Source organism: Horticoccus luteus (assembly GCF_019464535.1).
In the GTDB taxonomy this organism is placed as follows: domain Bacteria; phylum Verrucomicrobiota; class Verrucomicrobiia; order Opitutales; family Opitutaceae; genus Horticoccus; species Horticoccus luteus.
On record NZ_CP080507.1, the window covers coordinates 4107110 to 4133638 of the forward strand.

A 26529-nucleotide genomic window follows, 5' to 3' on the forward strand; every position below is an offset into this window, starting at 1 on the left:
CCCTGAGGAAACACACGCCGCCCGCAAAACGAAGCCGGATTTTTCGCCGTGCCCTCCGCCGGCCGCGCGTTCAAACCAAGCGCATGCCCGTCGAGAAGATCACCAGCCTCCAAAACCCGCGCGTGAAACAGCTCGTAAAGCTGCGCGACCGGCGCCCGCGCGATGAGGCCGGCGTGTTTCTCGTCGAAGGCTATCGGCAGATTCGCCGCGCGCTGGAGAAAAACATCGCGCTCACTGAACTCTACTTCTCCCCCGATTGGTTTCTCGGCGAAAATGAACTCGCGCTCATCGCGCAAGCCGAAGCTGCCGGCGCCCAAACCTTCGAGCTCGCCAAGGACGCGTTCGCCAAAGTCGCGTATCGTGAACGCCCCGACGGCCTCCTCGCCGTCGCTCCGCAATGGCGCCGCACCCTCAACGACGTGCCCTCCGGCCCCGCGCCCTTTCTTCTCGTCGTGGAAGCCATCGAGAAACCGGGCAACCTCGGCACCATTCTGCGCAGCGCCGACGCCGCCGGGTGCGACGCCGTGATCGTGTGCGATCCAGTCACCGATGTTTTCAACCCCAACGTTGTGCGCGCCTCGACCGGCGTGCTTTTTTCCGTGCCCGTGATCATCGCCGACAGTGAGGCCGTGCACGCGTGGCTGCGCGCCCGGGGCATTCGCGCGGTCGCCACCACGCCTGCCGCCACCGCACTTTACTCTGACACCGATCTGCGCGGCCCGCTCGCGATCGTCATGGGCAGCGAGCAATACGGACTCAGCGAATTCTGGCTGCAACAAGCCGATGCCACCGTGCGTATCCCCATGGCCGGCCAGGCCGATTCGCTCAACGTCGCCATGGCGACAATTATCACGCTGTTCGAAGCCGTGCGCCAACGCGCCGGGCGCTGAGAGGCATCTCCCGCCCGCCGAACCGCGGCCGCTGTGGTCATGCGACGCCGCGCACCGTAAGCGCCTGCCGCTGGCCGTGCGCGCGAAGCGCGCGCTACACCTGATCGACGTTTTCGCCGGCGATGAGGTTTTCTGCGAGCTGCTGATCCTGCGCGGCCACCATCCGGCGTTGCACATACGCCTGCTTCTGCGCGCGCTTTTGCGCCAGATGCAGCGCCCACGCGGCGACTTTGCGCGAACCCGGCGGATGTCGCCGCAGCACGGCGAGCACCAGCCGCTGCACCGGCGGCGGCAGAAAGCGCTCCACCAACTCGTCCTCAAACGACGCGAACGTGTGCGTGCTGCCGGGATCGCCTTGACGGCCCGCGCGCCCGCGCAACTGGCGGTCGATGCGCCCCGACTCGTGCAGCTCCGTTAAGATCACGTGCAACCCGCCGTGACCGGCGACTCCGTGGCCCAGGCGAATATCGGTGCCGCGCCCCGCCATGTTGGTCGCGATGGTGATGGAGTTGGGCTCGCCCGCGAGACTCACGATCGCGGCCTCCTCCTTGTGCCGCACCGCATTGAGAATCGAGAACGTGAAGCCGCGCGCCGTGAGCAAATGGCCCAGATGCTCGCTTGCCGCAACGCTCCGCGTGCCGACGAGAATCGGCTGCCCCTGCGCGTGCAATCGCTCGATTTCGGCGACGATCGCCTTCCATTTTTCCGCCGCCGTCACAAAAAACTCTTCGCGCCATTCGGCGCGCACGCACGGCCGATGCGGCGGGATGACCACGAGCGGCAGTTCATACATGCGCCAGAATTCGTTGCTCGCTTCCGCCCCCGTGCCGGTGATGCCCGAGAGCAGCCGGAACAACCGGAAAAACCGCTGGAAACTCAGCCGTGCGAGCGACTCCGCGGGATTCGTGACCGACACACCTTCCTTCGCCTGCACGGCCTGGTGCAGACCCAGCCGCCACGTGCGACCCGGCATCAAACGACCGGTGAATTCATCGACGATGATCACCTGCCCGTCGACCACGACGTATTGCTTGTCGCGCAGAAAAAAGTGCCGCGCATGCAGCGCCTGCGTGACGAGCGTCTCCATCCACGCCGGATGGGAAAAAACGCCCTCCCCGTGCTCGCGGCACCACGCCGCCACCTTGCCGTGCGCGAGTTCGAGCAGCTTCACTTCCTTGAACTGCACGTTGAGCTCGTAGTCCTCCCCGACGAGCAGGCTCGCCGCCAGCCGATCCGCCAGCCGCGACGCGTGCAGCAAATCCGCGTTCTCCTGCTCCCGGCTGATGATCAACGGCGTCACCGCTTCGTCGATCATCTGGTTGTCCGCTTCGTCGACGATCGCCGAATACAACCCACGCTGCACCAGCGGCTGCGTGCCCTGCGGCAGTTTCAGAAAACGCGCCACCGTGCGCCGTCCCGGATCGGTCAACGGCCCGAGCGCCAGCCGGTCGCGCAGAAAATCCGCCACCAGTTCCTTGCTCGTCGTATAGACGACGCCGGCGAGATAGTTCGACCGTCGATCCTCCTGCGACATCGGCGCCGAGATGTGCCCGGCGCGCAAACCGCAGGCGCGGTAAAGCGGCGCCAGTTCATTCGCGTCGCGCTCCGCCAGGTAGTCGTTGGCGGTGATCACGTGGCACGGCAGCCCGAGCCAGCCGAGCGGCACCGCCGCGAGGGAAATCGTCAGCGTTTTGCCCTCGCCCGTCGCCATCTCCACCAGCCGCCCATGCGCAATGCCGAGCGCGCCCATGATTTGCACCCGATAAGGCCGCAAACCGATTTCGCGGTGCGCCGTCTCCACGACCGCGGGCAGCACCTCCTCGAAGATCGAGATCCAGTCGCGGCCGCGCCGCCGCACTTTCGCCCGGCATGCTCGCAGCAAATCCCGCAACTCCAGTTCGTGCAGCGTCCGCAATGCCTCCGCGGCCGTCTCGATGCGGCCGGCCGACTCCCACAGCTCGCGTTGAAAGCGGCGCCGGCTTTTCCACGCGCCATGCGCGCGATGCACGAGCGAGTCGAGCCCCTCCGGCAGTTTTTCCAGGCGGCGCGTTTCCGTGCGCCGCACTTCTTCCATCGGCAGCGGCATCGGCTAAAGCTGGTAGTGAGATTGCAACAACTGCCGGAAGTCCCGGCCCCATTGCACGAGCAGCGGCGACCACGGCAGATCGAAGCGGATCACGCCCGTTCGCCCGTGCCACACCACGTGGCCCTCTTTCGCCGCCGCCCCGGTCGGCGCCGGCACGCGCGCCACGACGAGAAAGAAAGGTTCGGCCGACCGCAGGCCGCGCGGATCGTCCATGCGCACGCGCACCGCGCCACCCGTCGCCCAGCCCAACGCCGGCGAAGGCAGCACGTCCTGCCGGCCCGGCACCACGCGCCAGTCGGTCACGCGCAAATCCCGCCCGGAAGAGCCTTGGAAACGCACCTCCGCGCCATGCAGGTGTCCGCCGAACAAATCGCCCGCGAAGTCCTGCGGCACGACCGCGTAAAAATCCCACAACGGCCCGTCGCCGACGAGCTCGCCCACCATCGTCCCGCGCGCCATCCACGTGCCCAGCATGTCATCGCTGTGGGCGGAAACCCATTCGCCCGTCACCGGCGCGCGAAAATCCAGTTGCTCCTGATCGTGCTCGAGCTGCGCCAGCAACATCTCCACCGATTCGCGCCGCTTCTTCATCGGTGCAATCCCCGCAGCCAATTCCGTCAGCATCTGCCGCTCCCGCGCGGCCGCTTGTTCCAGATTTGCGCGCGCCGACGCGATCGACAGCGCCAGTTCAGGGTTCTGCAACGTGACCAACGGCGCGCCTTGCTGTACGCTGGTTCCGCTGGGCACCGCAAAGGATTCCGCCCAGCCGTCGACCGGCGTGAGCACTGTCATCGAGCCCGCGGCCCGCACCACCCCCGCTGCACGAAAATGCCGCGGAAACGGCACCACCCCCAACAAAATCACAATGACCGCGAGGGCGCCGAACGTCACACCCCACGCCCGTTTGCGCACCCGCTGGATGCGCGGCTCCCGCGTCAGGTAACGCAGCCCGCCGACGACCGGCATCACAAACGCACCGATGAACGTCACCACACCCGCGAGCAGCCCGATGCCGAAGTAGCGATCCGCCACGAGCAGGATGATCGAGACCGTGATGAGAATGCGATAAACCCAGCTCGCCACGCCGTAAATCGACAGCCACACCGCTTCCTTCCGGCTGCGCGCCGGGCTCTCGGTGAATTTGCCGCCAAACGCATATTTCTCGATCATGTGCAGCCACTGGCGCGCCGCCCGCGGCTGCAAATTCGGCGAGTCGGTCAGATCCGCGAGAATATAATAGCCGTCAAAGCGCAGCAGCGGATTGATATTGAAAATCACCGTGGAGACCGACGCCACGATCATGACGTTATACGCGAGACTGTTGAGCAGCCCGGCGCCGGTGTTGGCCCAGACGAGCGCCGCGATGCTCGCGAAAAACAACTCCGGGATCATGCCCGCGCAGCCCACCATCACGCGTTTCCACCGCTCGCGAAAGGCCCAGGCGGCCGTCGCGTCCACATACGGAATCGGCGTGAACACCAGCAGGGTCACACCCATCGCGTGCACCTCGCCCCCGAATTTTTTCACCGCAAACGCGTGACCGAATTCGTGCACCAGCTTCGCCATCGCGAAGCCGAGATACAACAGGAGGAGGTTGCCCGGTTCGAGAATGCTCTGCGTCTGGTCCTGCGCCTGATCCCAGTGGTTGATGACCGCCGACAGCCCCAGCCCCACCATCACGATCCACAGCAACCCCGCGCCCGGCGTGCAAAGCCATTTCACCACCGGCCACAAGCGCCGCAGAATCGGCTCCGGATCGAGCAGGCGGATACGCAAAAAGAAGATGCCGAAAATCTGTGACTTGATCTCCTGCTGCACCCGCTTCTGGTGCCGTTGAAACAATTGCGCCGTGTCCGCCGGCACATCCGACGCGATCAGGTTGGATTGATACAACTGCGCCAGCATCGAGACGATCTCGCCCTGGCCCGGCGCGCGGTCGCCATCCCGCTCGAGACAGCCGACCCAGATTTCCTCGATCGTGCGCGTGCCGTCGAGGCGCGCCACAAACTGGTAGGCCTCCGGCCGGAAACGAAAAAACTGATTCGTGAAACCATCCTGTGCGATGTGCCACGTCTCGCCGCGAAACACCTGTTTCCGAATCGTCACCGACGGCCGCAGCCGCAGCCGCTGCCCGGCCACCCGATGCCACGACTCGCTGAATAACGCCCGCTGCTCGCTCATGGTCGTGCGCTCACCACCACAGCTTGAGCCGCAGGAAATCGACCAACCGGTGCGTCGCCATCCACAGCAGACTGCGGTGGCCGGCCTCGATCTTGGCCACGCCGCTCATCCCCGGCCGGAACCAGTCCGCCCGATGGTCCAGCAGCCCATGCACGAGAAAGAAATTTCCATCCCGGTCCGGCATCGCCGACGGCTCGATGCGATCGATCGTCACCTTGAACGTGTCCTCAGGCCGGCTCGCAAACGCGATGTCCGCCGTGTGGCTGTTCTGGATCTGGTCGATGTCTTTTTCCACCACCCGCATCTCGACGTAGAGCCCCTTCAGTTGGGAAACCTTCAGCAGGATGTCGCCGGTCTTCACCGGCGCGCCGATTTTTTCGCGCAAATCGCCTTCGACGACCACGCCGTCAAACGGCGCCCGCATTTCCGCCCGCGAAAGCCGGTAACGCACCAGGTCAACCCGCGCCTGCGATTCCGCCTGCTGCGCCCGCGCCACGCGCAACTCCGAAAGCTGCCGGTCCGCCTCCGCCTTGTCGGCTTCGCTCGCGTGCCTCTGCAACTCCGCCTGCGCCGCCGCGAGCTGCACCAGGAGGTCGCTCGTATCCAGTTTCACCAGCACATCGCCCTGCTTCACCAGATCACCCGGCCGCACATCGACTTCCGCGAGATAACCTTCGAAGGGCGCCGGCAGATGCAGCAGCGCGTCAGCCCGCACGATGAACGTACCGTCGACGCGATACGGGAACGGCACGAACACCGCGATCGCGAGCAACACCGCCCCGGCGATCGCGCCCACTTTGATCCACGTCTGTTTCGGCCCGAGAAAGCCTGCGCACCACGTGCGAAAGGCCACCGCCCAGCGCGCCCCAAACCACCGGTCCTGCTTCCGCAATTCATCGAGACGCCGCGACACTTGGTCCGCGATCACCCGCAACGCCAGCGCATCATATTCGCCAAAAGCCGTCTCGCTGCGCTCGAGCGTCAACACACCCCGCGCCTCGCCTTCCACGCGCACCGGCACCGACAACAAAAACGGCACGCGCTCCGCCTCCGCGTAAGCGGCATGATCGCGGGTGATCGCCGTGCTCTCGCTCAGCGCCGGCCAGACGATCTCCTCATCCTGATCGCGCGCTTCCTCCATGGCCGCCTCCAATCGCTGCACGATCGTCATGCGCTTCTCGAAACGGTCCGTGCCGCTGATCGCCTGCACCCGCACGTAGGCGCCGTCCGTCCAGCCCAACGCCACCCGCGTCGAGTGGAAACGCGCCGCCAGTTCGTTCACCAGCGACATCGCCACCGCGAGGAAACGCGTATGCGCATTTGTCGCCGCCAAAATTTCCAGCGCCTGCGCAAAGTGCTCCACCTCGCGCTTCGTCTTCTCCAGCAACCGCTGCCGCTGATAAAGCAACGGCGTATCCGACGCGAGCCGCAGCAGCGAACCCGCCGCGACGATCTCGTCGCGCGACGTCCGCGCCAGCGCCACCGCCAGTAAACACGTTTCACCGCCGTCGCCCGTGGACAGCGTCACCAACAGCAATCCCAACCCGCCGGTCGCATTCGTCGCCGCCGCCGCCAGCCCCTCGGCGAGCGCGCGTTCCGCCAGCGGTCCAAACACCGGACCCGCCAAAGGCAGCGGAAACTCCCGCGCCGTCGGCCAGCCCGCGGCCAGTCGCCACCCCTCGCCCACGCGCACCACGACAGCCGCCGCGGGCGCCTGCACCAGTTCCGCACAAGTCTGCGCAAAACGAGGCCAGAATTCCTTGGGGGACCCTTCAAACAGGCGGCACGCTTCGAGCCGGGCCACGGCTTCGGCAGGGGTCGCAAACGGGGAAGTGTTGTTCATGCGTCCAGGGCATCACGACGCGGGCTCCAGCGGGCTACCCGGCGTGTGAAGGGTAAATGTCATCGCGCCGTTTCGCCGTTTTCCAAGCAAAAATGCGCGATTCCCCGATGGCGGAACGGCCAGACGCCACTCCATGACCGACTTGCCGAACGATAAATTTTCCAAATCTCCGCCCCTCGGATAATTTCGCGCTGCGACTGGAATGCCGTTGCCACGAGCCCGGGGCGCGCTCATGCCTCACTGCACGTTCATGAGCTTCCCGCTTCTTAAATTGCCCGTGCGCTGCGCCCTCCTTCCCCTCGCTTTCGTGCTCACAATGTTTGTCGCCGCCTGTGGTGGCGGTGGCGGCGGCGGCGGCACACCGCCCACTCCGCCTCCTCCCGTTCCTGATCTCGCTCCCGCCTCGATCGCCAATCACACGATCGTGATTGCCGATCCCGACCAACCCACGGTCACGAGCACCTACGCTTTCAGCGCGTCCACTTACACTTCCCCCGGCGGCGATAGCGGCACCTACAGCTACGGCAAGGTTGCCGGCACGACGACGCAGGCTCAGCTGCAAATCGCTTCGACGTTCAACCCCGTGCGCACTTACACGCTCACGTTCACGTCCTCCGCCGGCGGCACCTACGTTGACCAAGTTGGCAAGCACGGCACGTTCCAGTATCAGTAAACGCGCGCGCCTCGCGCTCGCCCTGCTGCTGGCCCTTCCCGTCTCCGGCTGCCTCTCCGTCCGGCGCGAACTCGCGCTCGAACAAACCCGCCAGCACGTGGCGTGGGCCGCCCTCGCCACTCCGCCCCGCCGTGAAACCCGCACGTTTTCCTGGGCCGGGGCACTCGCGCAACTCCGCGCCGCCAACCCCAAGATTCGCTCCGCCGAGCTCGATCTGATCCGCGCCCGGGAAGCGCGCGAGCAAGTTCGCCGCTCGCTGATTCCCCTCGTGAGCTTGCAAAGCGGATACAACCGCAGCTTCGGCGGCAGCTCCCTCAACACCTTCGATCCGTTCTACTTTGCCGCCACCGTCTTCTTCGACGTGCCCGGCTTCATGAACTACCGCACGCGCGCGGAAGCCGCCGAACTCACGCTCACCCGCGCCGAACTCGGCCGCGAAGCCGTCTGGCGCGAACAGGTCACCTCCCTCTACCGCGCCGCCGCCGCCCAGGAAGATCTCGCCGCCCAACTCGCCCGCCTGCAACGCCAGCAAGCCCGCGCCCGCGCTCTCGCCCCCGGCGCACCCCGCGCCGCCACCGCCGCCCAGCGCCGCCTCCTCCCGGCCCAAACCCGCCTCGACGCCCAACTCGCCGACGCCCGTGAAAAAGTCGCCGATCTTCTCGGCCTGCCTGGCACTCCCATCGTCTTTTCCGGGCCGCTCCCCGACCCCGGCTACGATCGCGTGGCCCAACGCCCCGCTCCCGCCCAACTCGCCGGCCTGCCCCTCCGCCTTGCCGCCATCGAACTCGTGGCCTTGCGCGCGCGCCAGCTCGGCGTGCGCCTGCAGGCCTGGCCCGAAGTAAATTTTTCGGTCAGCACCCCCACGCTCTATCGCCGCACCAATGGCCAGAGCGACTACTGGTCTTCCCACGACACCCTCGCCGGGGCCAACGCCTTTTGGACGCTCGATACCCGGGGCCGGCAGGCCAGCGAGGGCCGCATCCTCACCGCCGAACTCGCCCTGCGCCGCACCATCCTGGAGCAGGAAGCTCACCGCGTCGCCGCGCAACTCCACACCGCGCTGGACCAGCTCCAGGTGACCGATCGCGAGTTCGCCGCGCTCAACGCCGCCCTGCCCGACGCCCCGGAGCGCCTTCGACCCGACCTCCTCGCGCGCCGTGATGCGCTCGCCGCCGAACGCCGCGAATGGGAAGTGGTGTTGTGGTTTTTCGACGACACCCGCTGGACCACCCCCGCTCCCCCGACCACCGTCGCGCTCGCCGCCTCCTCCCGATGACTCCGCCCCTCTTCCGCGCCGCAGCCATCGCCCTGCTCCTCACCGGCGCCGGTTGCACTCGCCCACCCGCGTCGACCCGCCCACCCACCCCCGCCGCCTGGCAATGGCAGGACTTCCCCTCCGCCCAAGAGCTGCTCCTCGCCGAATTACCCGCCGGCGTGCAACCCGTCCGCCTCGACGTCGTTCACGCGCCGGTGGCCGGTGAACTCATGCTCCTGCCTCCTGCCGCCAACGACGCCACCCTCCCGGCCAACGCCGCGTGGGCGCGCATCACGATCCCCGGCGCCGCCGACGAAGCGCGCGATCTCGCGGACATGCGCCAGCGCCTCACCGAGCGGCGCGATCACTATGCCCGCTTCGAGGTGCCCGCCGCCCTCGCCCGCCTCGACCGCGAAATTGCCGACGCCCAGGAAACCCTTTCGGTCGCCCGCTTCGCCCAGAAATCGCCCGACCTCTTCCGCGGCGAAGACGCGCCGCTCGATCCGCAACTGCAGCCTTCGCTCTCACCCGCCCAAGCTGAGGCTCAGCTCCAACGCCTCCGCGAGCAGCGCGCCCAACTCGCCGCCGGCGATCGTGCTGCCGAACCCGCCGACCTGCTCGCGCTCCAAGCCCAGCTCGACCAACGCGACCGCGCGCTCCGCCTCCGCGATGAACAATTGACGCTCACCGCGCCGTTCGCCGCGCGCCTCCGCCTCGCGCAACCCGGCGCCTCGCGCCACGTCGAACCCGGCGAAATCATCGCCACGCTTTCCGATTCTTCCGCCCTCGAAGTGCGCGTCCGCGCGACGCTGCCGCTCCTCCACAGCGTGCCGCCGGAAACACTTCAGGCCGTCGTCACCCTCCCCGGCGGCATCACCGCGCCGGCGGAATTTGCCGGTAGCACGGTCGAACTGCAGGGGCCCGTCCTCGTCACCATCTTTCGCTTTCAACTAGCCGCCACCCCGGCGCAGGCCACCGCGGTTCCGACCGCCGGCGTGGAGTTGCCTGTGCTCGTGTTTGCCCGCTTGCCGCACGCCGCCCGCATCGTCCCGAAACTTGCCCTCGTGCGCTTCGATGCGCACGGCGTCCTGCGCGATGGCTGGCGCGCCGGCCTGCCGCGCTTGCTGCCCGGCACGGAACTGCTCGCCGAAGGCCGCCAGGCGCTCGCGTTGCAACCCGCGCCCTGAAGTCCGCGCCCGATGTTATTCGCGCTGCGCCACGTTACGTTTGCCTACCGGCGCGGGGCCGCGCCCGTGCTTCACGACTTTTCCCAAGACTTCCCCGCCGGCCTCACGATCCTGCGCGGCCCTTCCGGCGGCGGTAAAAGCACCCTGCTGAAATTGCTCGCCGGTTACCTCGCGCCCGCTGCCGGCACTGTGACCACCCGTCACGGCCGCGCCCCCGACGCCGCTTTCCAGCGCCACGACGTCGGCTTCGTTTTTCAACAGTTCAACCTGCTGCCCGGCGTCTCGCTGCAACGGAATCTCGAACTCGCCGGCTTGATCGGCGGCGTGCCGCCCGCCGTCCTCGCCGCCCGCGTGCAACACTGGCTCGACCGGATGGGCTTGCAGCCGTGGTCCGCCACTCGCGTCGAACAGCTGTCCGGCGGGCAGATCCAGCGCGCCGCCCTCGCCCGCGCGCTTGTCAAAGCGCCCGCCGTCCTCCTCCTCGATGAACCCACGTCCGGTCTCGACGATACCAATACGGCGCTCATCGCGGCGCTCGCGCGCGACTGGCTGGCCGCCGGAAATTCTGTCATCGTCTCCACTCACGATCCCCGCCTCCCGGCGACGCTCGGCGATGCGACGGCGTTGACCCTCGAACTCCCCGCCGCATGAACGCCACCCCGGCTGTCCTGCGTTACCTCGCGCACGAATTGACCACGCGCTGGCGGGCGCAACCCATCTCGCCCTTCGCCCGCTGGCTGCTGACCCTCGTGCTCACCGCAGCCGCCGGAGTTTTCCTCGCCGGTTTCGCGGCGGCGGAAATGGCCCGCCGCGCGCAGTTGCAACACCTCGGCCTCGACACGCTTGTCGTGCGCGTCCCCGCCCGCTCCGCGCTGGGCGAAGCGGCGCCGTGGCCGGCCGACAGTTGGGCCGCGCCCCTGAGCCACGAAGGCGAACTCACGTGGCTCCAGCAACTGCCACAGCCTGCGTTCAACCCTTGGGACCGGCCGCTGCCGGCCTTCGCCGCCGCGTTGCCGACACTCGCCGCCCTCCTCCCGGCGGAAGCACCCGCCGGCCGCGCCGTCTGGTTCACGCGCAGCCTGCCCGCGGGGCGCGACGTGCGGCTCACGTTCCATAACGTCCCGCTCGTCGCGCGCACCGTCCAGCCCGCCGCGCGCTGGCAGGCCTTGGGCCTCGATGAATTCGTCCTCCTGCCGCCCCCCGCGGGCGATGTCACGGGCCGGTTGGACGTCATGCTCTTCACGCCCGACGCCGGCCATTCGCTCGCCGACACCGCCGCACTCGTGGCTGGATTTTTCACCGCAGAAAACGAACCTCCGCCCGCCGTCCAGGATCCCTCTCCCTACCGCCGGGCGCTCGACGAGCTCGTCGCCCGACAGGTGCAGTGGCGCCGCGGCATGCTCGTCGCGCTCGCCGGCTGTATCGCCGCGATGTTTGGGTGTATCGGATTGCTGGAGGAGCGGCAGACGCGCTACGCCCAGGCGTTGCTGCGCAGTCTGGGCGTTGGCCGCGGTTTGCTGTGGGCCAGCGCGTGGGTCGAAAACCTCCTCCTCGCCAACACAGCGCTGCTCTGCGGCATCTGGTTGAGCGGCACGCTCGCCGCCCGGCTGCTGGCGGGCGTGAATGTTATCAGCCCAGACGTCATGCCGTTAGCTCCGGCCCAATGGCTCTGGCTTGCCATCGGTGTAAATACCGGTGTTCTCGCCAGTATTTTTCCCCTGGGTCGGGCACTGCGCCGGCCCGTCGGGCAAGTCCTCCCTTAAATTCTCGTTCATGACCAAGCTGCTCGTATCCATCAAACGCGCCGGACTCGCCCTAGTGGCCGGCGCGGTCACCCTTCCCGCCCTCGCGCAAACCGCGCCGTTGACCCTGCAGGACCTGCTCGTTTCTGCGATCAACAACAATTTGGAATTGCGCGCCAAGCGCCTCGACCCCGAAGCCCAGCGTTACCGCCTCGCCGCCGCATGGGGCGATTTCGACCCCGCCTTCGTCGCCGGCAGCTACGTGCTCTCCTCCGAGCACCCGCAAAACTACCGCGATTTTCTTGCGACCGGCAGCTCCATCACGATCTACCAGGAAGAGATCATCCACTATGAAGCGGGCTTCACCGGCAAACTGCCCACCGGCGCCAACTACTCGTTGAACACGTTCGTCGAACGCAACGACAACAGCATCAATCGCAAGGCCCCCGTCTTCAACGGCAACCTCACCAACCCCAGCGTCAGCGGCCCCGGCTTTCATCCGGAATACGCCGCCACCGCGGTGTTCTCCCTCACGCAGCCCTTGCTCCGCGACTTCGGTCTCAACGCCAACCTCGCCGAAGTGCGCCTCAATAAAAGCGCCCTCGCCACCTCCGAGCAGGAAACGCGCGGCACCCTCCTGCGCATCATGGCCAACGTCGTCGGCGCCTACTACGAAATGGTCTTCGGCCAGGAAAACATCCGCGTGAAGGAACAGGCCGTCGAACTCGCGCAAAACCTCGTGCGCGACAACAAGCGCCGCCTCGACGAGGGCAAAATGTCGCCCCTCGACGTCACGCAGGCCCAAGGCCGCCTCGCCGAAGCCCGCGAAGAACTTCTCCTCGCCCAAAATTTCCTCGCCCAACGCCGCAATACCTTGCGCGAACTCACCCGCGAAAATTTCGATTCCGAAGACGGTGACTGGACCGTCGACAACACCTTCCTCCGTCGCGATCTGCCCGAACTCGACCGCAATCGCCTTCTCCCGGCGATGTTCGAAAACAACCCCGTTTACCTCGCCAACGTCGAAGCGGCGCGCGCCAGCGACATCCGCCTCACCTACGCGAAAAATCAGCGCTGGCCCCGCGTCGACCTCAAGGCCTCCCTCAGCTACAACGGCCTCGCCGGCGACTGGAGCCCCGCCTACACCGACTTCGATCAACGCACCGGCCCGGATTGGAACGTCGGTTTCGTCGTCAACATCCCGCTCACCAACCGCGTCGGCCGCGCCCGCTACTCCGAGGCGAAGACCCGCAAGATGCAGGCCCTCATCACCGTCAAGCGCACGGAAGTCCAGCTCCTCAGCGCCTTCGATTCGGCGATGCGCGACCTCGCCTCCGCCCGTGAACGCATGAAACTCGTGCGCGACTCCGTCACTCTGGCCGACTCCGCGCTCACCGCCGAAGAGAAGCGCCTGGCATCCGGCGTCACCACCAGTTACAACGTCGCCACCGCCCAGCGCGATATGAGCCAGGCGCATTCCCGCGAACTCGCCACGCTCGTCGATCTCAACAAAGCCTACGCCCAGCTCTACGCCCTCGTCGGCACGCTGCCCCAGCAGTTGAAAGTGGACGTGAAGTCGGAATAACGCGCTCCCTCCCCATGAAAAGCCTCTGCCTCACCCTCTTGTTCGCCGCCGGCGCCGCGATCGTTTCCGCCGCGCCCAAGGCATTTGATGCCGTCATCCTTCCCTACAAGGAGGTGGTCGTCAGTTCCCCGGTCCAAAGCTCCATCACCGCCATCTTCGTGAAGGAAGGCGATGTCGTCACGCTCGGCCAGCCGCTCGCCCAACTCTACAACAAGATGGAGGAGCTCGATATGAACCGCACCAAAGCGGCGCTCGAAAAGAAGGAATTCGACTTCAAAGGCTCCAAAAATCTCTACGCCGATAAGATCATCAGCGAAGACGAGGCGCTGAAAAACCGCATCGAACTCGAGCTCGCCAAACTGCAATTCGACATGGCGTCCGAAGTGCACCATCAGCGCGAAATCGTCGCCCCGATCGCCGGCATCGTCGTCGAGAAACTCCGCGAAGTCGGTGAGGCCGTGCAGGCCTCGCAACCGATGTTCCGCCTCGTCGACATCAGCCGCGTCTACGTGCAATTCTACGTGCGCGCCGAAGATCTCGCCGCCCTCAAAGTCGGCGATGAAATGGACGTCCGCTGCCCCGTCGTCGATCCCACCGGCACGTTCGTCGGCAAAGTGGATTTCATCGACCCGCGCGTCGATGCCGCCAGCGGCCTCATGCGCGTGAAAGTGATTCTGCCCAACGCCGACGGCCGCATCAAAGCCGGTCTGCGCGCCGAAGTTTCCCGCCACGCGGAGTAACCGCCTCGCCTGTCCTTCCCACCAAGCGTGCCTCAACCGGCACGCTTTTTTTGTGCCCCGCGGCAGGCGGCGGCAAGACCGTCATACCGGGTCGCGGCCCGCGACCCGGTCGCACGCACCTTCGCCTGCATCCACGTCCGCGCCCAGCGGGGACAATTTGCAGCGTTGCCGGAGAGCGACAACCCGCTCTTCCTCCTCAGCTTCACCCCTGCACGTATGTTCTCCAAGTTGCTCAAAATCCTCGCTGCGCTTCTCGGCTTGGCCGTCCTCGTGGTCGCCGGCGTCCTCTGTTACCTCAAGTTCGCGCTGCCGAAGGCTGCGCCGGCACCCGCCCTCGTCATTCACGCCACGCCCGAATTGATCGCGCGCGGTCGCTACTTGGCGAATCACGTCGCCGTCTGCATCGATTGCCACTCGGAGCGCGACTGGTCGCGCTTCTCCGCCCCGCTGGTGCCCGGCACCGAAGGCCGCGGCGGCGAGTCGTTCGATCACCGGTTCGGTTTTCCGGGCGCGTTCACCGCCAAAAACATCACGCCCGCCAGCGTCGGCGCGTGGACCGATGGCGAACTCTACCGCGCCATCACCACGGGCGTCAGCCGTGATGGCCATGCGCTGTTCCCGATCATGCCTTATCTGAATTACGGTCACATGGCCGACGAGGACGTCCGGGCCATCATCGCCTACATCCGCACCCTCGCCCCCATCAATCACGCGGTGCCGCCGTCGCGCGCCGACTTTCCGGTTAATTTTTTGGTTAACACGATGCCCGCGCCCGCTGCGCCGCAGCCGTTGCCCGATCCGGCCGACACCGTCGCGCAAGGCCGCTACCTCGTCACCGTCGCCGGCTGCGCGATGTGCCACACGCGCGAAGAACACGGCAAGCCCGTGGGCGCGCGGCTCGCCGGCGGTTTTGCCTTCGATGTCGGCCAAGGCCACATCGTCCGCTCCGCCAACCTCACGCCCGATGACACCGGCATCAAAGCCATGACGCGCGGCGAATTCATCGCGCGTTTCCAACACTATCGCGATCCAACCAACCTGGGCCCCGTGGACATGGCGAAGGGCGGCTTTCAAACCGTCATGCCGTGGAGCATGTTTGCCGGGATGACCGACGCCGACCTCGGTGCCATTTACGACTACCTGCGCACGGTCCCCCCCGTGCCAAACGTCGTCGAGCGCTGGTCCACCGCCCACTAAACCCGACCGCATTTTTCGCGTGCAACGCGCCCGCCCGCGCGGCATGCGCAACGCGTGCACGCTCGCGAACACCGCACCGCCCTCGGCCAGTTGCTCTTCGCCGCGCTCTGCTGGAGCCTCGGCGGTCTGCTGATCAAAGCCGTCGACTGGCCGCCTCTCGCCGTCGCCGGCGGCCGCGGCTTCATCGCGGCGGTGTTTCTCATCGTCACGACACGCGGGCGGCTCCGGTTCACCTGGTCGCCCGTGCAGCTCGGCGCCGCCGTTGCCTACGCGGGCTGCACCGCCACGTTCGTCCTCGCCACCAAACTCACCACGGCCGCCAACGCCGTGCTGCTGCAATACACCGCGCCGGTGTGGGTCGCGCTGCTGGGCGCGTGGTTGTTGCACGAACGGCCCACGCGCGCCGATTTCTTCGCCATCCTCGCCGCCCTCGGTGGCATGGGTTTGTTTTTCGCCGACCGGCTCGATCTCACCAACCTGCTGGGCAACGCCGTCGGTATCTTCAGCGGCATCTGCTTCGCCGTCATGGCCGTTCTCCTGCGCAAGCAAAAGGATGGCTCGCCCCTCGAGTCCATCATCCTCGGCAATCTGCTCGCCTGCGCGCTCGGCGTGCCCGCGATGCTCGGCGCGCCCCTGCCTTCCGCGACCGGCGCCGGCGCCTTGGTGTTGCTCGGCATCGTGCAACTCGGCGTTTCCTATCACTTTTACGCCCGCGCCATCCGCCACCTCACCGCGCTCGAAGCGGTGCTCGTTCCCGTGATCGAACCCATCCTCAATCCGCTGTGGGTTTTTCTCGTGCTCGGCGAACGTCCCGGCCACTTCGCTCTCGCCGGCGGCGCACTCGTCCTCCTCGCCGTCACGGCGCGCTCCTGGTGGTCCTTACGACCAACGCCCGCCCCTTCCCTCGCGCGCACCACCGCCTGAGCTCTCGCCGTCGCCGCACCGTCAAGCGTGCCGCAATGGCGGCCGCAACTGGATCAGCACATTCGCCGCCGTAATCAATCCGCCGCCCACCAGAAGGTTCATCGTGAGCGATTCATTCGCGTAAGCGATCGCCGCCGCCGCCGAAATCAATCCCGGCACGAATAACGCCATTGCGGACCCGAAAATCGGTTCCACGCAGTAGATCAAGCCGGCCTCGGTCGCACTGATTTTCGGCTGCCACGCATTCATCAACCAATACGCCACCACGGTGCAAAACACCGTGAGGATCAGGATGAGCGCCACCCACGCCGGCGACGTCCACATGGTGCCCAGCGCCGCCCAGTCCGGCATGGTCAGCAACGTGAGTCCGCCGAACACCACCGCCTGGGTCGCGAACATGATCAAGGTGAGATTCAGTGCCCGGTTGGCGGCAAACGCCGGCTTCTCCAGCCACAGAATCTGGCCCATGAAAAAGACCGACGCCAGCAACGTCTCCCACTCGCCACGCCCGAGGTGCGCCGCCCGCCAGTCGAACCGCCCAAGAATCGCCACACCCGCCAGCACGAGCCCGCAACTCAGCCACACCACCGGACCGGGCGCGCGCCGCGACCGCAACGCCACATAAATCGGAATGAGGATCGCGTAGAGTTGCGTTAAAAACGCGGAGGTCGATGCGGCGGTGAATTGGAGCCCGTCGTTTTGAAACAGCATGCCCGCGGCGGAAAACAGCCCGATCACCACGCCCTGCGTCCACTCCGCGCGGGTGGAGTGGAAAAACGTCCGCGGCCGGAATAGTAATATCAAAATGACGCCCAATAGAAAACGCGGCGCCACCACATTCACCGTATAAAACCAGGAGCCCGCCAGCGGCACGAGTCGCTCCTGCACCAGCACGACGCCTTTGATGACGGGAAAACTCAGCCCCCAGAAAAAATTGGCGCAAAGGAGCATGAGCAGCGCCCGGGAACGATGCAGGGAGGCGGTGGCCGTCATGAAAGCCCGCCAGCGTAGGTCGGCCACCCGGGGCGCGCCAAGCGAATTGGCGGCGCCCGCCGGAACGCCGGCACAAAAAAGCCGCCGAGCAAAGTCGGCGGCTTGGATAAATGCGTTGAACTGCGTCTTACTTCGTAACGTGGCCGGAGACCAACTTGGTCATCTCGAACATCGAAACCGACTTCTTGTTGTTGAAGATCGGCTTCAACTTGTCGTCGGCGTTGATCTGGGTCTTCACCTTCTTGTCCTGCAGACCGTTCTTCTTGATATAAGCCCAGAGCTTCTTCGTCAGCTCCGTGCGGGGGAGGGGGCTCGCGCCCACGACGGCCGCGAGAGCGGCATCGGGCGTGACCGGTTTCATGAACGCAGCGTTAGGTTTACGGGCGGGTGCTTTTTTAGCCATAGTGTGGAGGATTGTGGGTGCTCTACTTTGAGAGCAAGGCACTTCTAGAGGGAAAACGGCCTCTTTGCCTAGGAGAAAAGCGCGGATTCAAGCGACCGTGCTCCCACCCCGCCGGTCGTCCATCTGCACGAATTGCTCGTAAAGCGCCGCATAGTGTCCGCGCAATGCCACCAATTCCGCATGCGTGCCCCGCTCGATCAGCCGGCCTTGGTCCAGCACCAGCACTTGGTCGGCGTGGCGGATCGTGCTCAACCGGTGCGCCACCACAAAGCTCGTGCGGCCGCGCAAGAGCGCCTGCAGCGCCTTCTGCAATCGCGCTTCCGTCAACGCATCGATCGAACTCGTCGCCTCGTCGAGAATGACGAGCCGCGGATCCACGAGCAGCGCCCGCGTGAAGCAGGCCAGCTGCCGTTGCCCGACGGAAAGACCCGCGCCGCGCTCCCCGATTTCCGTGTGCAACCCTTTCGGCAACGCCTCGAGAATGTCCAGGCAGTCGAGCTGGCGGGCGGCATCACGTACTTCCTCCTCGGTCGCATCCGGCTTCGCCACGCGAATGTTTTCAAGCAGCGTGCCCGTGAACAGAAAGTTCTGCTGCTGCACCATCCCCAACTGGCGGTGCAACGAATGGCTGGTGATTGAGTGCACGTCGCGCCCGTCCAACAGCAACTGCCCGCTGGTCGGCAGATAAAACTTTGCCGCCAAGTTGATGATCGAGCTCTTGCCGCTGCCCGTGTGGCCGACCAAGGCGATCGTCTGCCCCGGCTCCGCCGTGAAACTCACCTCATGCAGCACCGGCTTGGTGGGATCGTAGCCAAACCCCACGCCCCTGAACTCCACGCGCATGCCCGTGCCCGCCGGCGCCGGCAACGGCGTCGCCGCCGGATCGTCTTCCCAGTCCGGCTTCGCATCGATCAAGCGGAACACCCGCTCCGCCCCCGCCATCGCGATCAACGCCTGATTATATTGATTTCCGATCGTCGCGATCGGGGCGAAAAAGAAATTCGCCATGAAGAAAAACTGGATCAGGTCGCCGATCTCCATCTGTCCGTGAAACGTCCGCCAACCGCCCAGCAGCAACATCACGGCGATGAAGAACTGGCTGTTGAGTTCCAGCAGCGGCACGAGAATCGCCGAGGTGCGCGCCAGCGCGATGTTATAGCGCGCATGGTCGGCGAGCAGGTTGCGAAACAATCCCGCATTGGTCTGCTGCCGCACGAAGCCCTGCGTCACTCGCATGCCGTTGACCGACTCCGCGAGCGTCGCCGTCACCCGGCTGAAGCTCTCCGTCGTCGCCCGCGTGAGCAGGCTCAGGCGCGTGCGAAATTTCCGGTTTACCACCCAGAGCAAGGGTGCCATCGCCACGACCACGAGAAATAAAACCCAGTCGCGCCACGCCATCACCACCGCGGCGAAGAGCATGTTGCCGAACTGCACGATGGAGACGAAAAACACGTCCTGAATGCCGACGCGCAACGACTCCACATCCGACGTCACACGGCTGATGATGCGGCCGAGTTTCACGCGGTTGAAAAAGCTCATCGGCATCCGTTGCACGCAGCGAAAAATGTCGGCGCGCAACGTCTTCACCACCGACTCGCCGAGTTCGAGCGCGTAGCGCTGCCGAAAGTGAAAGAGCCCGTCCGTCAGCAGTCCGAGCACCCCGTAACCCGCCACCGCCCACGGCAGCATCCCCAGGTGATGATGCGCGATCGGGCCGGCGATGATCACGCTCATCGCCCACGTCAGCGCCGGCAGCTGGATCGAGCGCACCAGCGTGATGACGATGAGCGCATTGCGCTTGCGCGACTGCGTCTTGGTGTAGGCGAAAAGGCGGCGGATAAGCCCCCACTCGAGCGGCCGGAATTGCGCCTCTTCCTCCTCGTTGCGCTCCGCCCGCACGACCAGCCCGATTTCCACCGGCTTCAAGCCCGGATCCTTTTCGCGCGGCTTCATGGTTCCGCGCCCTCCTCGCCGCCGGCGGTGAGTTCACGTGCGTCCACCAGTTGCAGATTGGCGACCCGCCGGTAAGCCCCGCGAGCGGCCATCAACTCTTCGTGCGTGCCGCGCTCCACGATGCGGCCGTTTTCCATCACGATAATAAAGTCCGCCCGGCGCAGCGTGCTCAGCCGGTGCGCCACGATAAACGTCGTGCGGCCCGCGATCGCGCGCTCCAACGCTTCGAAGATTTCATGCTCCGTCTCGCTGTCGATCGCCGCCGTGGGATCGTCCAACAGCAGGATCGCCGGCTCCAGCAACACGGCCCGCGCGATCGCGATGCGCTGCCTTTGTCCGCCGGACAACGTGTTCCCGCTCTCGCCCAGCACCGTATCGTAACCTTCCGGCAACGCGGTGATGAACTCATGCGCCGCCGCGATTCGCGCCGCTTTTTCCACTTGTTCCCGCGTGGCCGTCGGATGCCCGAACGCGATGTTGGCCGCGATCGTGTTCGAGAACAGAAAACTCTCCTGAAACACGAGGCCGATGTTGCGCCGCAAATCGTCGAGGTGCAGCTCGCGGATGTCCCGCCCATCGATCAGCAGCCGCCCGCTCGTCACGTCGTAAAATCGCGGGATCAAGCTCATCAAAACACTTTTGCCCGCGCCCGTCGCCCCGAGGATCGCTACCATCTGGCCGGCGCGCAGCTCCAGGTTGATGTCGCGCAGCACCGGATCGACGCCGGAGTAGGCGAAGCCCACGTTTTCGAACCGCACGTCGCCGCGCAGCCGCTGAAACCGTTCCGCCTGCGGCGCGCTCTGCACCTCAATGTTGGCGTCGATGATTTCAAACACCCGCCGCGAGCCGATCAACGACTGCTGCACGCTGTTCACCACCGTCGCCACGTTGTTGATCTGCCCCGAAAACTGTTCCAGCAAGCCCGCGAAAACCACGAGGCCGGTGCCCAGCGGCAACTGCCCCTGCGCGACCAGCCAGCCGCCGTAGGTCAGCAGCACGACCATGTTGACCCGGGTGAGAAAACCCACCGCCGGCGAAAACAAACTGATGCGCCAGAAGATTCCCAATTGCTGGTCGTAGCAGGCTTGATTCGCCGCCTCGAAGCGCGCGCGGTTCTCCGCCTCCCGCCCAAAGGCCTTGGTGACCGCGATGCCCTGGATGCTTTCCGCCAGCAGTTGCACCATGCGCTCCACGAGCGTGCGGTTGTGCGCGTAGGCTGGTTGCGTCGCCCGCGAAAACCACATCGAGAGCAGCGCGAGCAGCGGCGTCGTCGCCAGGCACGCCAGCATCAAGCGCGGACTCAGGCTCGCCATGTAGATGATGTAGACGGTCAACGACACCGCCATGATCACGCTTTGAAACAGCACCTGATCCAAAAACATCCGCAACGACTGCACGTCGCCGGTCACCCGCGTGATGATCGAGCCGGTGGAGTTCGCGTCAAAAAACCGGAAGCTCAGCCGCTGCAGCCGGTCGTAAACCGCCCCCCGCAGGTCAACCACGAGCTCCTGTTGCAACAGGCGGTTGACGCTCACGAAATACGCGTAATTCAGAAATGCGCGTCCCGCCGCGAGCAGCAGGATCACGCCCGCGATGCCCAAAATCACCTGCATCGGCGCCCAGCCCGCCGGCAGTGCCAGGCCAAAAATTTTCGGCGCCGGCACCACTTCGCCCGCGCCCGCCGCCATGGTGTTGCGGATGTAGTCGATGCCGAGGCCCGTCAGGCTCAACCCGCTGAGCCCCATCGTGAGCAGCACCACCTGCGTGGCCAGCACCTTGAGGCAGCCCCGCCGATAGCTCCACGTCAGCCGGAACAACCGGCCGACAACCGCCCAGTTCGAGAGCGAACTGGCAGCAAGGCTGGAAGACGGCAGCGACATGGTGAGGGTTCAAGCTATGAGCGCACTGCGACGGCGCACGCTGAAAGTTGATTTGTTTCCCGCCGGCTCCCGCCGCCTCCACCGAAAAGCCGCTCGCCACCGCCACTGATCGCCCTTGTCTGTTCCCGTCGCTCCTGCGTCATCTTCGCCGCTCTTCTGTCCGCGTGAATCTGTTGTCCCGTCATCTCCTCGCCAGCGTGCTCCTGACCTGCGGCCTCGCCGTCGGGCTGTTCGAATTCATCCTCATTGCGGGCAACGCCATTCAGGACCTGCTCGACCACGTGCTCGCGGGACAGTTTCCGCTCGGCACAGTCCTCCGGCTCGTCGGCCTCCTGGTGCCGTATGTGATTACCTACGCGCTGCCGCTCGGCACGTTGTGCGGCGTGCTGCTGGTGCTGGGGCGCTTGTCCGCCGACAACGAAATCACCGCCATGCGTGCCGTCGGCCGCAGCGTCGGGCAGATTTCGCGGCCCATCCTGCTCTTCGGCGCGCTGGGCGCCGTGTTCACGCTTTTCGTCAACTTCGTCGCGATGCCCCACGCCCGCGTTCAATATCATCGCGAATACGCCGAGGCGCTCCGCTCGAACCCGCTCAGTTTCCTCGTGCCGCGCACGTTCATCAGCGATTTCCCCGGCTACGTCCTTTACGTCGGCGATAAACACGGTTCGGAGATGCGCGATTTCTGGCTCTGGCAGCTCGATAGCCAGCAGCGCGTCGTCTCCCTCGTGCGCGCCGAAGCGGGCAAGTTCGACTATGATGAGGCAACGGATACCTTGCTCCTGACCCTTACGCATGCGACGGCGGAACGTCGCGACAGCAAGAATCCGGAGGAGTTCGGCAATGCGCCGCTCACCTTCAATTTCGAGCAAACAAGCGAACGTCTTTCCCTCGACCGCCTGCTCAGCCGCCGCGGCGGTTTCCGGCAAAAACTGCAATGGATGACGTATCCTGAATTGCAGGCGCAGCTCGCCAAATTCAGCCAGCCGGTGCCGCCGGCGGACCGCAAGGAACAGGCGCGCGACCGGATGAAAGTGCAGATCACGATCCAGGAAAAAATCACGCAAGCCGTGGCGGTGTTTTCGTTCGCGGCGCTCGCCATCCCACTCGGCATCCGCATCTCGCGGCGCGAAACCTCCGCCAACCTCGGCCTCGCCGTGCTGCTGGCCGGCGGCTACTATTTTCTGACCGTCATGATCGGCTGGCTCGACCGGCATCCCGAATATCGGCCCGACCTGCTGCAGTGGCTGCCCAACGTTCTCTTCCTCGGGCTCGCCCTCTGGCTTTTCCGCCGCATCGATCGAAACTGAGCCGGGCCGCACCCGCCACCGGCGTTGCCGCCACTGAAGCGCGCCAGGCGGCTTTCCAGGGATCCGCTCAACCCGGGCGGCGCCTGCCTAGCGGCTTTCTTCCGAACCCTTTTCGAGCAGGCCCTTGGTCAGAAACACCAGGCCGCCCATTTGCGTCCACTCGGAAAGGAGGTTGCCAACCACTTGGCCCCATTTGCCGCCCGGCTGCATTTTCATAAAGAGCACGAGCCAGCCCACACCGGTCGCGGCGATGGTCAGCAACAGCGAGTGGCGCCACACGAAATCACGCAGTGGATTTCTACGGCGACCTCGCACCGGTCGGCTGTCCGCCGAGTGGGCTTCCAACAAATATTTTGTCCCGAGGATGATGACGACGGAGCCGCTCCAGTCAGCGACCGCATTGCCGAAGAAGGCGCCCCAATGCGTGTCGGGATTGGACCGGGTGTAGAGGAGAATCCAGAGCGCGAGTATCGCCAGCGTGACAAGGCTCAGAGAATGCTGATGAAAAAAACCTTTCGATTTCTTCCGTTTAGCCATGCCGACACAGACGCGCGACGGCGTTGAAAGTTCGACCACCCGGGGTGTTCCTGGACCGCGCCCCTCAAACCGCCTGCACCGCGAGCTGTCCGCTGCGGCCATCGATCTCCGCCTGCATTTGGTCGCACACCGCGAGTTTGCCGCGCTCTTCCAGCAAACGCTGCGCGAGTTCGTCGAGCCGGATGAATTCCACGCCGGCGTTGCGGCATGCCGTGAGCAGCGCCTGAAACAGTCCGCGTTTGCCCATTCCTTCGATCTCCGCGTGGAGCGTGAAAACGTTTGGCCGGTCGTCGCGCAGCAGCGAGAGATAGTGGGGCACAATGCGCTCGTCGGGAAACTCCGCCCGTCCGATCAGTTCGTCGAACGTCGGCAGGGTGCTCGGAATCTCCAGTGTCTTGAACACCCGCCCGTTCACGCGCGGGAAAAACGGATACGCGCCACGCGCATCGCTCGCGTAGAGCAGACCCGCCTCATCGTAAACCTCGCGGCTCCGCTCGTTGCTCTGCCAGCCCGCCGCGCCCGCCGTGCGCGCCTCGTGGCCGAAGATCCGCAAAAACTCCGCGCGGGCGGCCAGGAACTCCTCGCGCACCTCCGCGAGCGTCATCTTTTGCACGTAGTCCTGCCAGCGGTAGTGGTTGTAGCAATGGATGCCGACCTCGTGGCCCGCATCGCGAACCGCGCGCATCACCGCCGCATTGCGCCGGCCTATGTGCGGCGCCGGCAGCAGCGTGCCGTTGAGCAACGTCCGCACGCCATACATCTGCACGACGCTGGTGCGACTGACCTTCTTGAAAAACCCCGGCCGGAAGACACGGGTGATGGCGCGCCCGGTCTGGTCCGGCCCGAGCGAAAAGAGAAAACACGCCGGCGCGTTCACGTCCGCGAGATCCGCCAACAGGTTCGGCACGCCTTCCCGCGTGCCGCGATCCGTGTCGACATCAACTTTGAGGGCGAGTCGAAGAGCCATGACTAAGGGGTGTGATGTCGGCTCAGGCGCACGCAAAATTACGCATTCATCGGTGCTTCAAACGCTTCGTCGAGCCTGGTCTCCCATCCGTCGAAATAACCTGTCAGGACCACCGGTTTCACGCCCGCAGCGTGCGTCTTCGCGGTCGGCAGGCAAGCCCTCCGCAAACGCGTCACTCCAGCCGGTAATCCTTGTGCGCGAGATGGTAGTCGAGCGTGCGCTTGATCGCCGTTTTCAAATCCACCTTCGGCTTCCAGCCGAGTTGCTTCTTCGCGTTCGCGATCGACGGCACGCGCTTCTGGATGTCCTGGTAATATTTCCCGAAATACTGCCCCGACGGCACCTTCACTGTCTTCGCCGCCTTCACGTGCTCCGCATATTCAGGAAACTCTTTGAACGCGCCGATGATCAGCTTCGCCAGCTCCGCCACGCTCACGTCGTTGTTCGGATTGCCGAGGTTGAAGATCTGCCGCGATGCCTTCCCGTCCTTGTTCTCGATGATGCGCAGCAGCGCGTCCACGCCATCGTCGATGAACGTGAACGACCGGCTCTGCTTGCCGCCGTCGACGAGCTGGATCGGCTTCTTGAAAATCACGTTCGAGATGAACTGCGTGAACAACCGCGAACTGCCCTCCTTCGGTTCGAGCACATCGTCGAGCTTCGGCCCGATCCAGTTGAACGGCCGAAACAGCGTGTAATCGACGTTGTCGCGCACGCCGTAAGCGTAAATCACGCGATCGAGCAATTGCTTCGAACACGCGTAAATCCAGCGCTGCTTCTCGATCGGCCCATACACCATCGAGCTCGTCTCTTCATTGAGCTCCGGGTCCTGGCACATTCCGTAAACCTCGGAGGTCGACGGGAAAATAATGCGCTTCTTGTATTTCGCGCACTTGCGGACGATTTCGAGGTTCGCCTCGAAATCCAATTCGAAGACCCGCAGCGGATCCTTCACGTATTGCGCGGGGTTCGCGATGGCGACGAGCGGCAGCACCGCATCGCATTTCTTCACGTGATATTCGATCCACTCGCGGTTGATCGTGATGTCGCCCTCGACAAACTTGAAACGCTCATGGCCGAGGCTGTCCTCCAGTTTGTGGGAGCCCACGTCCATGCCGTAAACCTCCCAGTTCTTTTGCGAGAGAATCGCCCGCGTGAGCGAGCTGCCGATGAAACCGTTGGCGCCGAGAATGAGAACGCGAAGAGGCATGGCGGAACCCAAGCGGGAAACCGCCGCTTTGGGAAACGAAAACTCAGAGCACCTGCCCGATGCGCAACTCCCGCTTCTCGCCGTCCCGCCATTCCACGCGCGTCAACTCCAATGCTCCCTCGCTCGTCGCCACCACGAGCGGTGCGACCGACAGCACCTCGCCCGGCGCACCGTTGCGGCCGCGTGCCGCCAGCGCATCCGGCTCCGCCCACCACACCATCAGCCGTGCGCCGTCCACTTCGGTGAACGCACCGGGATACGGATCGGTGACCGCGCGGATCAGATTGAAAATCTCCCGCGAGGTTTTCGTCCAGTCGATGCGCCCGTCCTCCGGCTTGCGGCCGCCAAAATACGTCGCCTGCGTTTCATCCTGCGGCGTTTCCCGCACGGTCCCGCCGAGCAGCGCGTCGATCTGCCGCGCCAGCACGCGGCGCGCGCACGGCAGCACCTTGCGAAACGCTTCCTCCGCCGTCTCCCGCGGCCCGATTGCCACACCTTCTTGATCCACCACCGCGCCCGCATCCGCACTTTTCACCATCCGATGAAGCGTCATGCCAATGCGCGGCTCGCCATGCAGCACCGCCCAGTTGATCGGTGCGCGCCCGCGGTATTTCGGCAGGAGCGAACCATGCATGTTCCACGCCCCGAGGCCCGGCAGCCCCAAGATCTTCGTCCCGATCATGTGCCGGTAATACACCGACAAAATCAAATCCGGCGCCAGCGCCGCGATCTTCTCGCGCCACTCGGGCGTGTTGACGCTTTCCGGCGTGAACACCGGCACACCCTTCTCCCGCGCCGCGACGGCCGGCGTCTTGAACCAGATTTTTTCGTGCGGATTATCCTCGTGCGTGATCAACGCCACGACGTTGTCGCCGCGCTCAAGGAGCAGCGACAGACACTCGTAGCCGACCTCGCTGTAACCAAAAAAGAGAATGCGTGGCTTCGTCATGCGCGGCTTAACGAGGACAACGCCGAC

The 26529-nt window shown here is 65.2% G+C and carries 22 protein-coding genes; 11 read left to right on the top strand and 11 right to left on the bottom strand.

Annotation, left to right across the window (positions count from 1 at the left end; translation table 11 throughout):
* Positions 1-83: 83 nt before the first annotated feature.
* Positions 84-890, top strand: coding sequence for a TrmH family RNA methyltransferase (locus tag K0B96_RS16705; RefSeq protein ID WP_220162106.1), 807 nt, complete (start codon positions 84-86; stop codon positions 888-890).
* A 94-nt stretch (positions 891-984) separates the two neighbouring features.
* Here K0B96_RS16705 and K0B96_RS16710 read toward each other — a convergent pair whose 3' ends face one another.
* From K0B96_RS16710 to K0B96_RS16720, 3 genes are read right to left on the bottom strand one after another with little or no spacing between them, the layout of a single operon-like run.
* A complete protein-coding gene (locus K0B96_RS16710) occupies positions 985-2976 on the bottom strand; it encodes a preprotein translocase subunit SecA (RefSeq protein WP_220162108.1) in 1992 nt (663 codons plus the stop codon).
* 3 nt (positions 2977-2979) lie between these two features.
* Positions 2980-5157 (bottom strand): hypothetical protein, encoded by a 2178-nt coding sequence (locus tag K0B96_RS16715; RefSeq protein ID WP_220162110.1) that lies wholly within the window; start codon positions 5155-5157, stop codon positions 2980-2982.
* A 10-nt stretch (positions 5158-5167) separates the two neighbouring features.
* A complete protein-coding gene (locus tag K0B96_RS16720) occupies positions 5168-7000 on the bottom strand; it encodes a GAF domain-containing protein (protein WP_220162119.1) in 1833 nt (610 codons plus the stop codon).
* Between the two features lie 250 nt (positions 7001-7250).
* Between K0B96_RS16720 and K0B96_RS16725 the strand changes: the two genes are divergently transcribed.
* The 9 genes from K0B96_RS16725 to K0B96_RS16765 all read left to right on the top strand — a co-directional run bounded on the left by K0B96_RS16725 (position 7251) and on the right by K0B96_RS16765 (position 16303).
* A complete protein-coding gene (locus K0B96_RS16725; protein WP_220162121.1) occupies positions 7251-7673 on the top strand; it encodes a hypothetical protein in 423 nt (140 codons plus the stop codon).
* Positions 7642-8949: a TolC family protein gene (locus tag K0B96_RS16730; protein WP_220162123.1), complete on the top strand. Its 1308-nt coding sequence runs from the start codon at positions 7642-7644 to the stop codon at positions 8947-8949. The genes K0B96_RS16725 and K0B96_RS16730 overlap by 32 nt, the downstream gene beginning before the upstream one ends.
* Entirely contained in the window at positions 8946-10115 is a 1170-nt protein-coding gene (locus tag K0B96_RS16735; RefSeq protein ID WP_220162125.1) for an HlyD family secretion protein, read from the top strand. Before K0B96_RS16730 ends, K0B96_RS16735 begins: the two co-directional genes overlap by 4 nt.
* A 12-nt stretch (positions 10116-10127) precedes the next feature.
* Positions 10128-10766, top strand: a complete 639-nt coding sequence (locus K0B96_RS16740; RefSeq protein WP_220162127.1) for an ATP-binding cassette domain-containing protein — start codon at positions 10128-10130, stop codon at positions 10764-10766.
* On the top strand, positions 10763-11878 hold the full coding sequence (locus tag K0B96_RS16745) for a hypothetical protein (RefSeq protein ID WP_220162137.1): 1116 nt from the start codon (positions 10763-10765) through the stop codon (positions 11876-11878). Before K0B96_RS16740 ends, K0B96_RS16745 begins: the two co-directional genes overlap by 4 nt.
* 10 nt (positions 11879-11888) lie before the next feature.
* Entirely contained in the window at positions 11889-13442 is a 1554-nt protein-coding gene (locus K0B96_RS16750) for a TolC family protein (protein WP_220162139.1), read from the top strand.
* Between the two features lie 14 nt (positions 13443-13456).
* Positions 13457-14182: an efflux RND transporter periplasmic adaptor subunit gene (locus K0B96_RS16755; RefSeq protein ID WP_220162141.1), complete on the top strand. Its 726-nt coding sequence runs from the start codon at positions 13457-13459 to the stop codon at positions 14180-14182.
* Between the two features lie 216 nt (positions 14183-14398).
* The gene (locus K0B96_RS16760) at positions 14399-15379 is read left to right on the top strand and encodes a c-type cytochrome (RefSeq protein ID WP_220162143.1); all 981 of its coding nucleotides are present in this window, start codon (positions 14399-14401) and stop codon (positions 15377-15379) included.
* A gap of 54 nt (positions 15380-15433) precedes the next feature.
* Positions 15434-16303 carry a DMT family transporter gene (locus tag K0B96_RS16765; RefSeq protein WP_220162145.1) on the top strand — a complete coding sequence of 290 codons (870 nt, stop codon included), beginning with the start codon at positions 15434-15436 and terminating at the stop codon, positions 16301-16303.
* 21 nt (positions 16304-16324) lie between these two features.
* On the opposite strand, the gene K0B96_RS16770 is transcribed toward K0B96_RS16765, so the two are convergent.
* The 4 genes from K0B96_RS16770 to K0B96_RS16785 form a co-directional block, all read right to left on the bottom strand.
* Complete coding sequence (locus K0B96_RS16770) at positions 16325-17296, bottom strand: DMT family transporter (protein ID WP_220162147.1); 972 nt, start codon at positions 17294-17296, stop codon at positions 16325-16327.
* A gap of 127 nt (positions 17297-17423) precedes the next feature.
* Positions 17424-17699, bottom strand: coding sequence for an SWIB/MDM2 domain-containing protein (locus K0B96_RS16775; RefSeq protein WP_255558752.1), 276 nt, complete (start codon positions 17697-17699; stop codon positions 17424-17426).
* Between the two features lie 87 nt (positions 17700-17786).
* Complete coding sequence (locus K0B96_RS16780) at positions 17787-19652, bottom strand: ABC transporter ATP-binding protein (RefSeq protein ID WP_220162149.1); 1866 nt, start codon at positions 19650-19652, stop codon at positions 17787-17789.
* A complete protein-coding gene (locus K0B96_RS16785) occupies positions 19649-21532 on the bottom strand; it encodes an ABC transporter ATP-binding protein (RefSeq protein WP_220162151.1) in 1884 nt (627 codons plus the stop codon). The genes K0B96_RS16780 and K0B96_RS16785 overlap by 4 nt, the downstream gene beginning before the upstream one ends.
* A gap of 164 nt (positions 21533-21696) precedes the next feature.
* On the opposite strand from K0B96_RS16785, the gene K0B96_RS16790 reads away from it, so the two are divergent.
* The gene (locus K0B96_RS16790; protein WP_220162154.1) at positions 21697-22839 is read left to right on the top strand and encodes an LptF/LptG family permease; all 1143 of its coding nucleotides are present in this window, start codon (positions 21697-21699) and stop codon (positions 22837-22839) included.
* An 87-nt stretch (positions 22840-22926) separates the two neighbouring features.
* On the opposite strand, the gene K0B96_RS16795 is transcribed toward K0B96_RS16790, so the two are convergent.
* The 4 genes from K0B96_RS16795 to K0B96_RS16810 form a co-directional block, all read right to left on the bottom strand.
* Positions 22927-23415, bottom strand: coding sequence for a hypothetical protein (locus K0B96_RS16795; protein WP_220162155.1), 489 nt, complete (start codon positions 23413-23415; stop codon positions 22927-22929).
* 25 nt (positions 23416-23440) lie between these two features.
* Positions 23441-24343 (bottom strand): polysaccharide deacetylase family protein, encoded by a 903-nt coding sequence (locus K0B96_RS16800; protein ID WP_220162157.1) that lies wholly within the window; start codon positions 24341-24343, stop codon positions 23441-23443.
* A gap of 172 nt (positions 24344-24515) precedes the next feature.
* On the bottom strand, positions 24516-25553 hold the full coding sequence (locus K0B96_RS16805) for a bifunctional UDP-4-keto-pentose/UDP-xylose synthase (RefSeq protein ID WP_220162159.1): 1038 nt from the start codon (positions 25551-25553) through the stop codon (positions 24516-24518).
* Between the two features lie 43 nt (positions 25554-25596).
* Entirely contained in the window at positions 25597-26502 is a 906-nt protein-coding gene (locus tag K0B96_RS16810; RefSeq protein ID WP_220162160.1) for a formyltransferase, read from the bottom strand.
* Positions 26503-26529: the final 27 nt, after the last annotated feature.

Coding starts and splice junctions, on each gene's coding strand:
- K0B96_RS16705 (WP_220162106.1), top strand. CDS start 84: ATGCCCGTCGAGAAGATCACCAGCCTCCAAAACCCGCGCGTGAAACAG.
- K0B96_RS16710 (WP_220162108.1), bottom strand. CDS start 2,976: ATGCCGCTGCCGATGGAAGAAGTGCGGCGCACGGAAACGCGCCGCCTG.
- K0B96_RS16715 (WP_220162110.1), bottom strand. CDS start 5,157: ATGAGCGAGCAGCGGGCGTTATTCAGCGAGTCGTGGCATCGGGTGGCC.
- K0B96_RS16720 (WP_220162119.1), bottom strand. CDS start 7,000: ATGAACAACACTTCCCCGTTTGCGACCCCTGCCGAAGCCGTGGCCCGG.
- K0B96_RS16725 (WP_220162121.1), top strand. CDS start 7,251: ATGAGCTTCCCGCTTCTTAAATTGCCCGTGCGCTGCGCCCTCCTTCCC.
- K0B96_RS16735 (WP_220162125.1), top strand. CDS start 8,946: ATGACTCCGCCCCTCTTCCGCGCCGCAGCCATCGCCCTGCTCCTCACC.
- K0B96_RS16740 (WP_220162127.1), top strand. CDS start 10,128: ATGTTATTCGCGCTGCGCCACGTTACGTTTGCCTACCGGCGCGGGGCC.
- K0B96_RS16745 (WP_220162137.1), top strand. CDS start 10,763: ATGAACGCCACCCCGGCTGTCCTGCGTTACCTCGCGCACGAATTGACC.
- K0B96_RS16750 (WP_220162139.1), top strand. CDS start 11,889: ATGACCAAGCTGCTCGTATCCATCAAACGCGCCGGACTCGCCCTAGTG.
- K0B96_RS16755 (WP_220162141.1), top strand. CDS start 13,457: ATGAAAAGCCTCTGCCTCACCCTCTTGTTCGCCGCCGGCGCCGCGATC.
- K0B96_RS16760 (WP_220162143.1), top strand. CDS start 14,399: ATGTTCTCCAAGTTGCTCAAAATCCTCGCTGCGCTTCTCGGCTTGGCC.
- K0B96_RS16770 (WP_220162147.1), bottom strand. CDS start 17,296: ATGACGGCCACCGCCTCCCTGCATCGTTCCCGGGCGCTGCTCATGCTC.
- K0B96_RS16775 (WP_255558752.1), bottom strand. CDS start 17,699: ATGGCTAAAAAAGCACCCGCCCGTAAACCTAACGCTGCGTTCATGAAA.
- K0B96_RS16780 (WP_220162149.1), bottom strand. CDS start 19,652: ATGAAGCCGCGCGAAAAGGATCCGGGCTTGAAGCCGGTGGAAATCGGG.
- K0B96_RS16785 (WP_220162151.1), bottom strand. CDS start 21,532: ATGTCGCTGCCGTCTTCCAGCCTTGCTGCCAGTTCGCTCTCGAACTGG.
- K0B96_RS16800 (WP_220162157.1), bottom strand. CDS start 24,343: ATGGCTCTTCGACTCGCCCTCAAAGTTGATGTCGACACGGATCGCGGC.
- K0B96_RS16805 (WP_220162159.1), bottom strand. CDS start 25,553: ATGCCTCTTCGCGTTCTCATTCTCGGCGCCAACGGTTTCATCGGCAGC.
- K0B96_RS16810 (WP_220162160.1), bottom strand. CDS start 26,502: ATGACGAAGCCACGCATTCTCTTTTTTGGTTACAGCGAGGTCGGCTAC.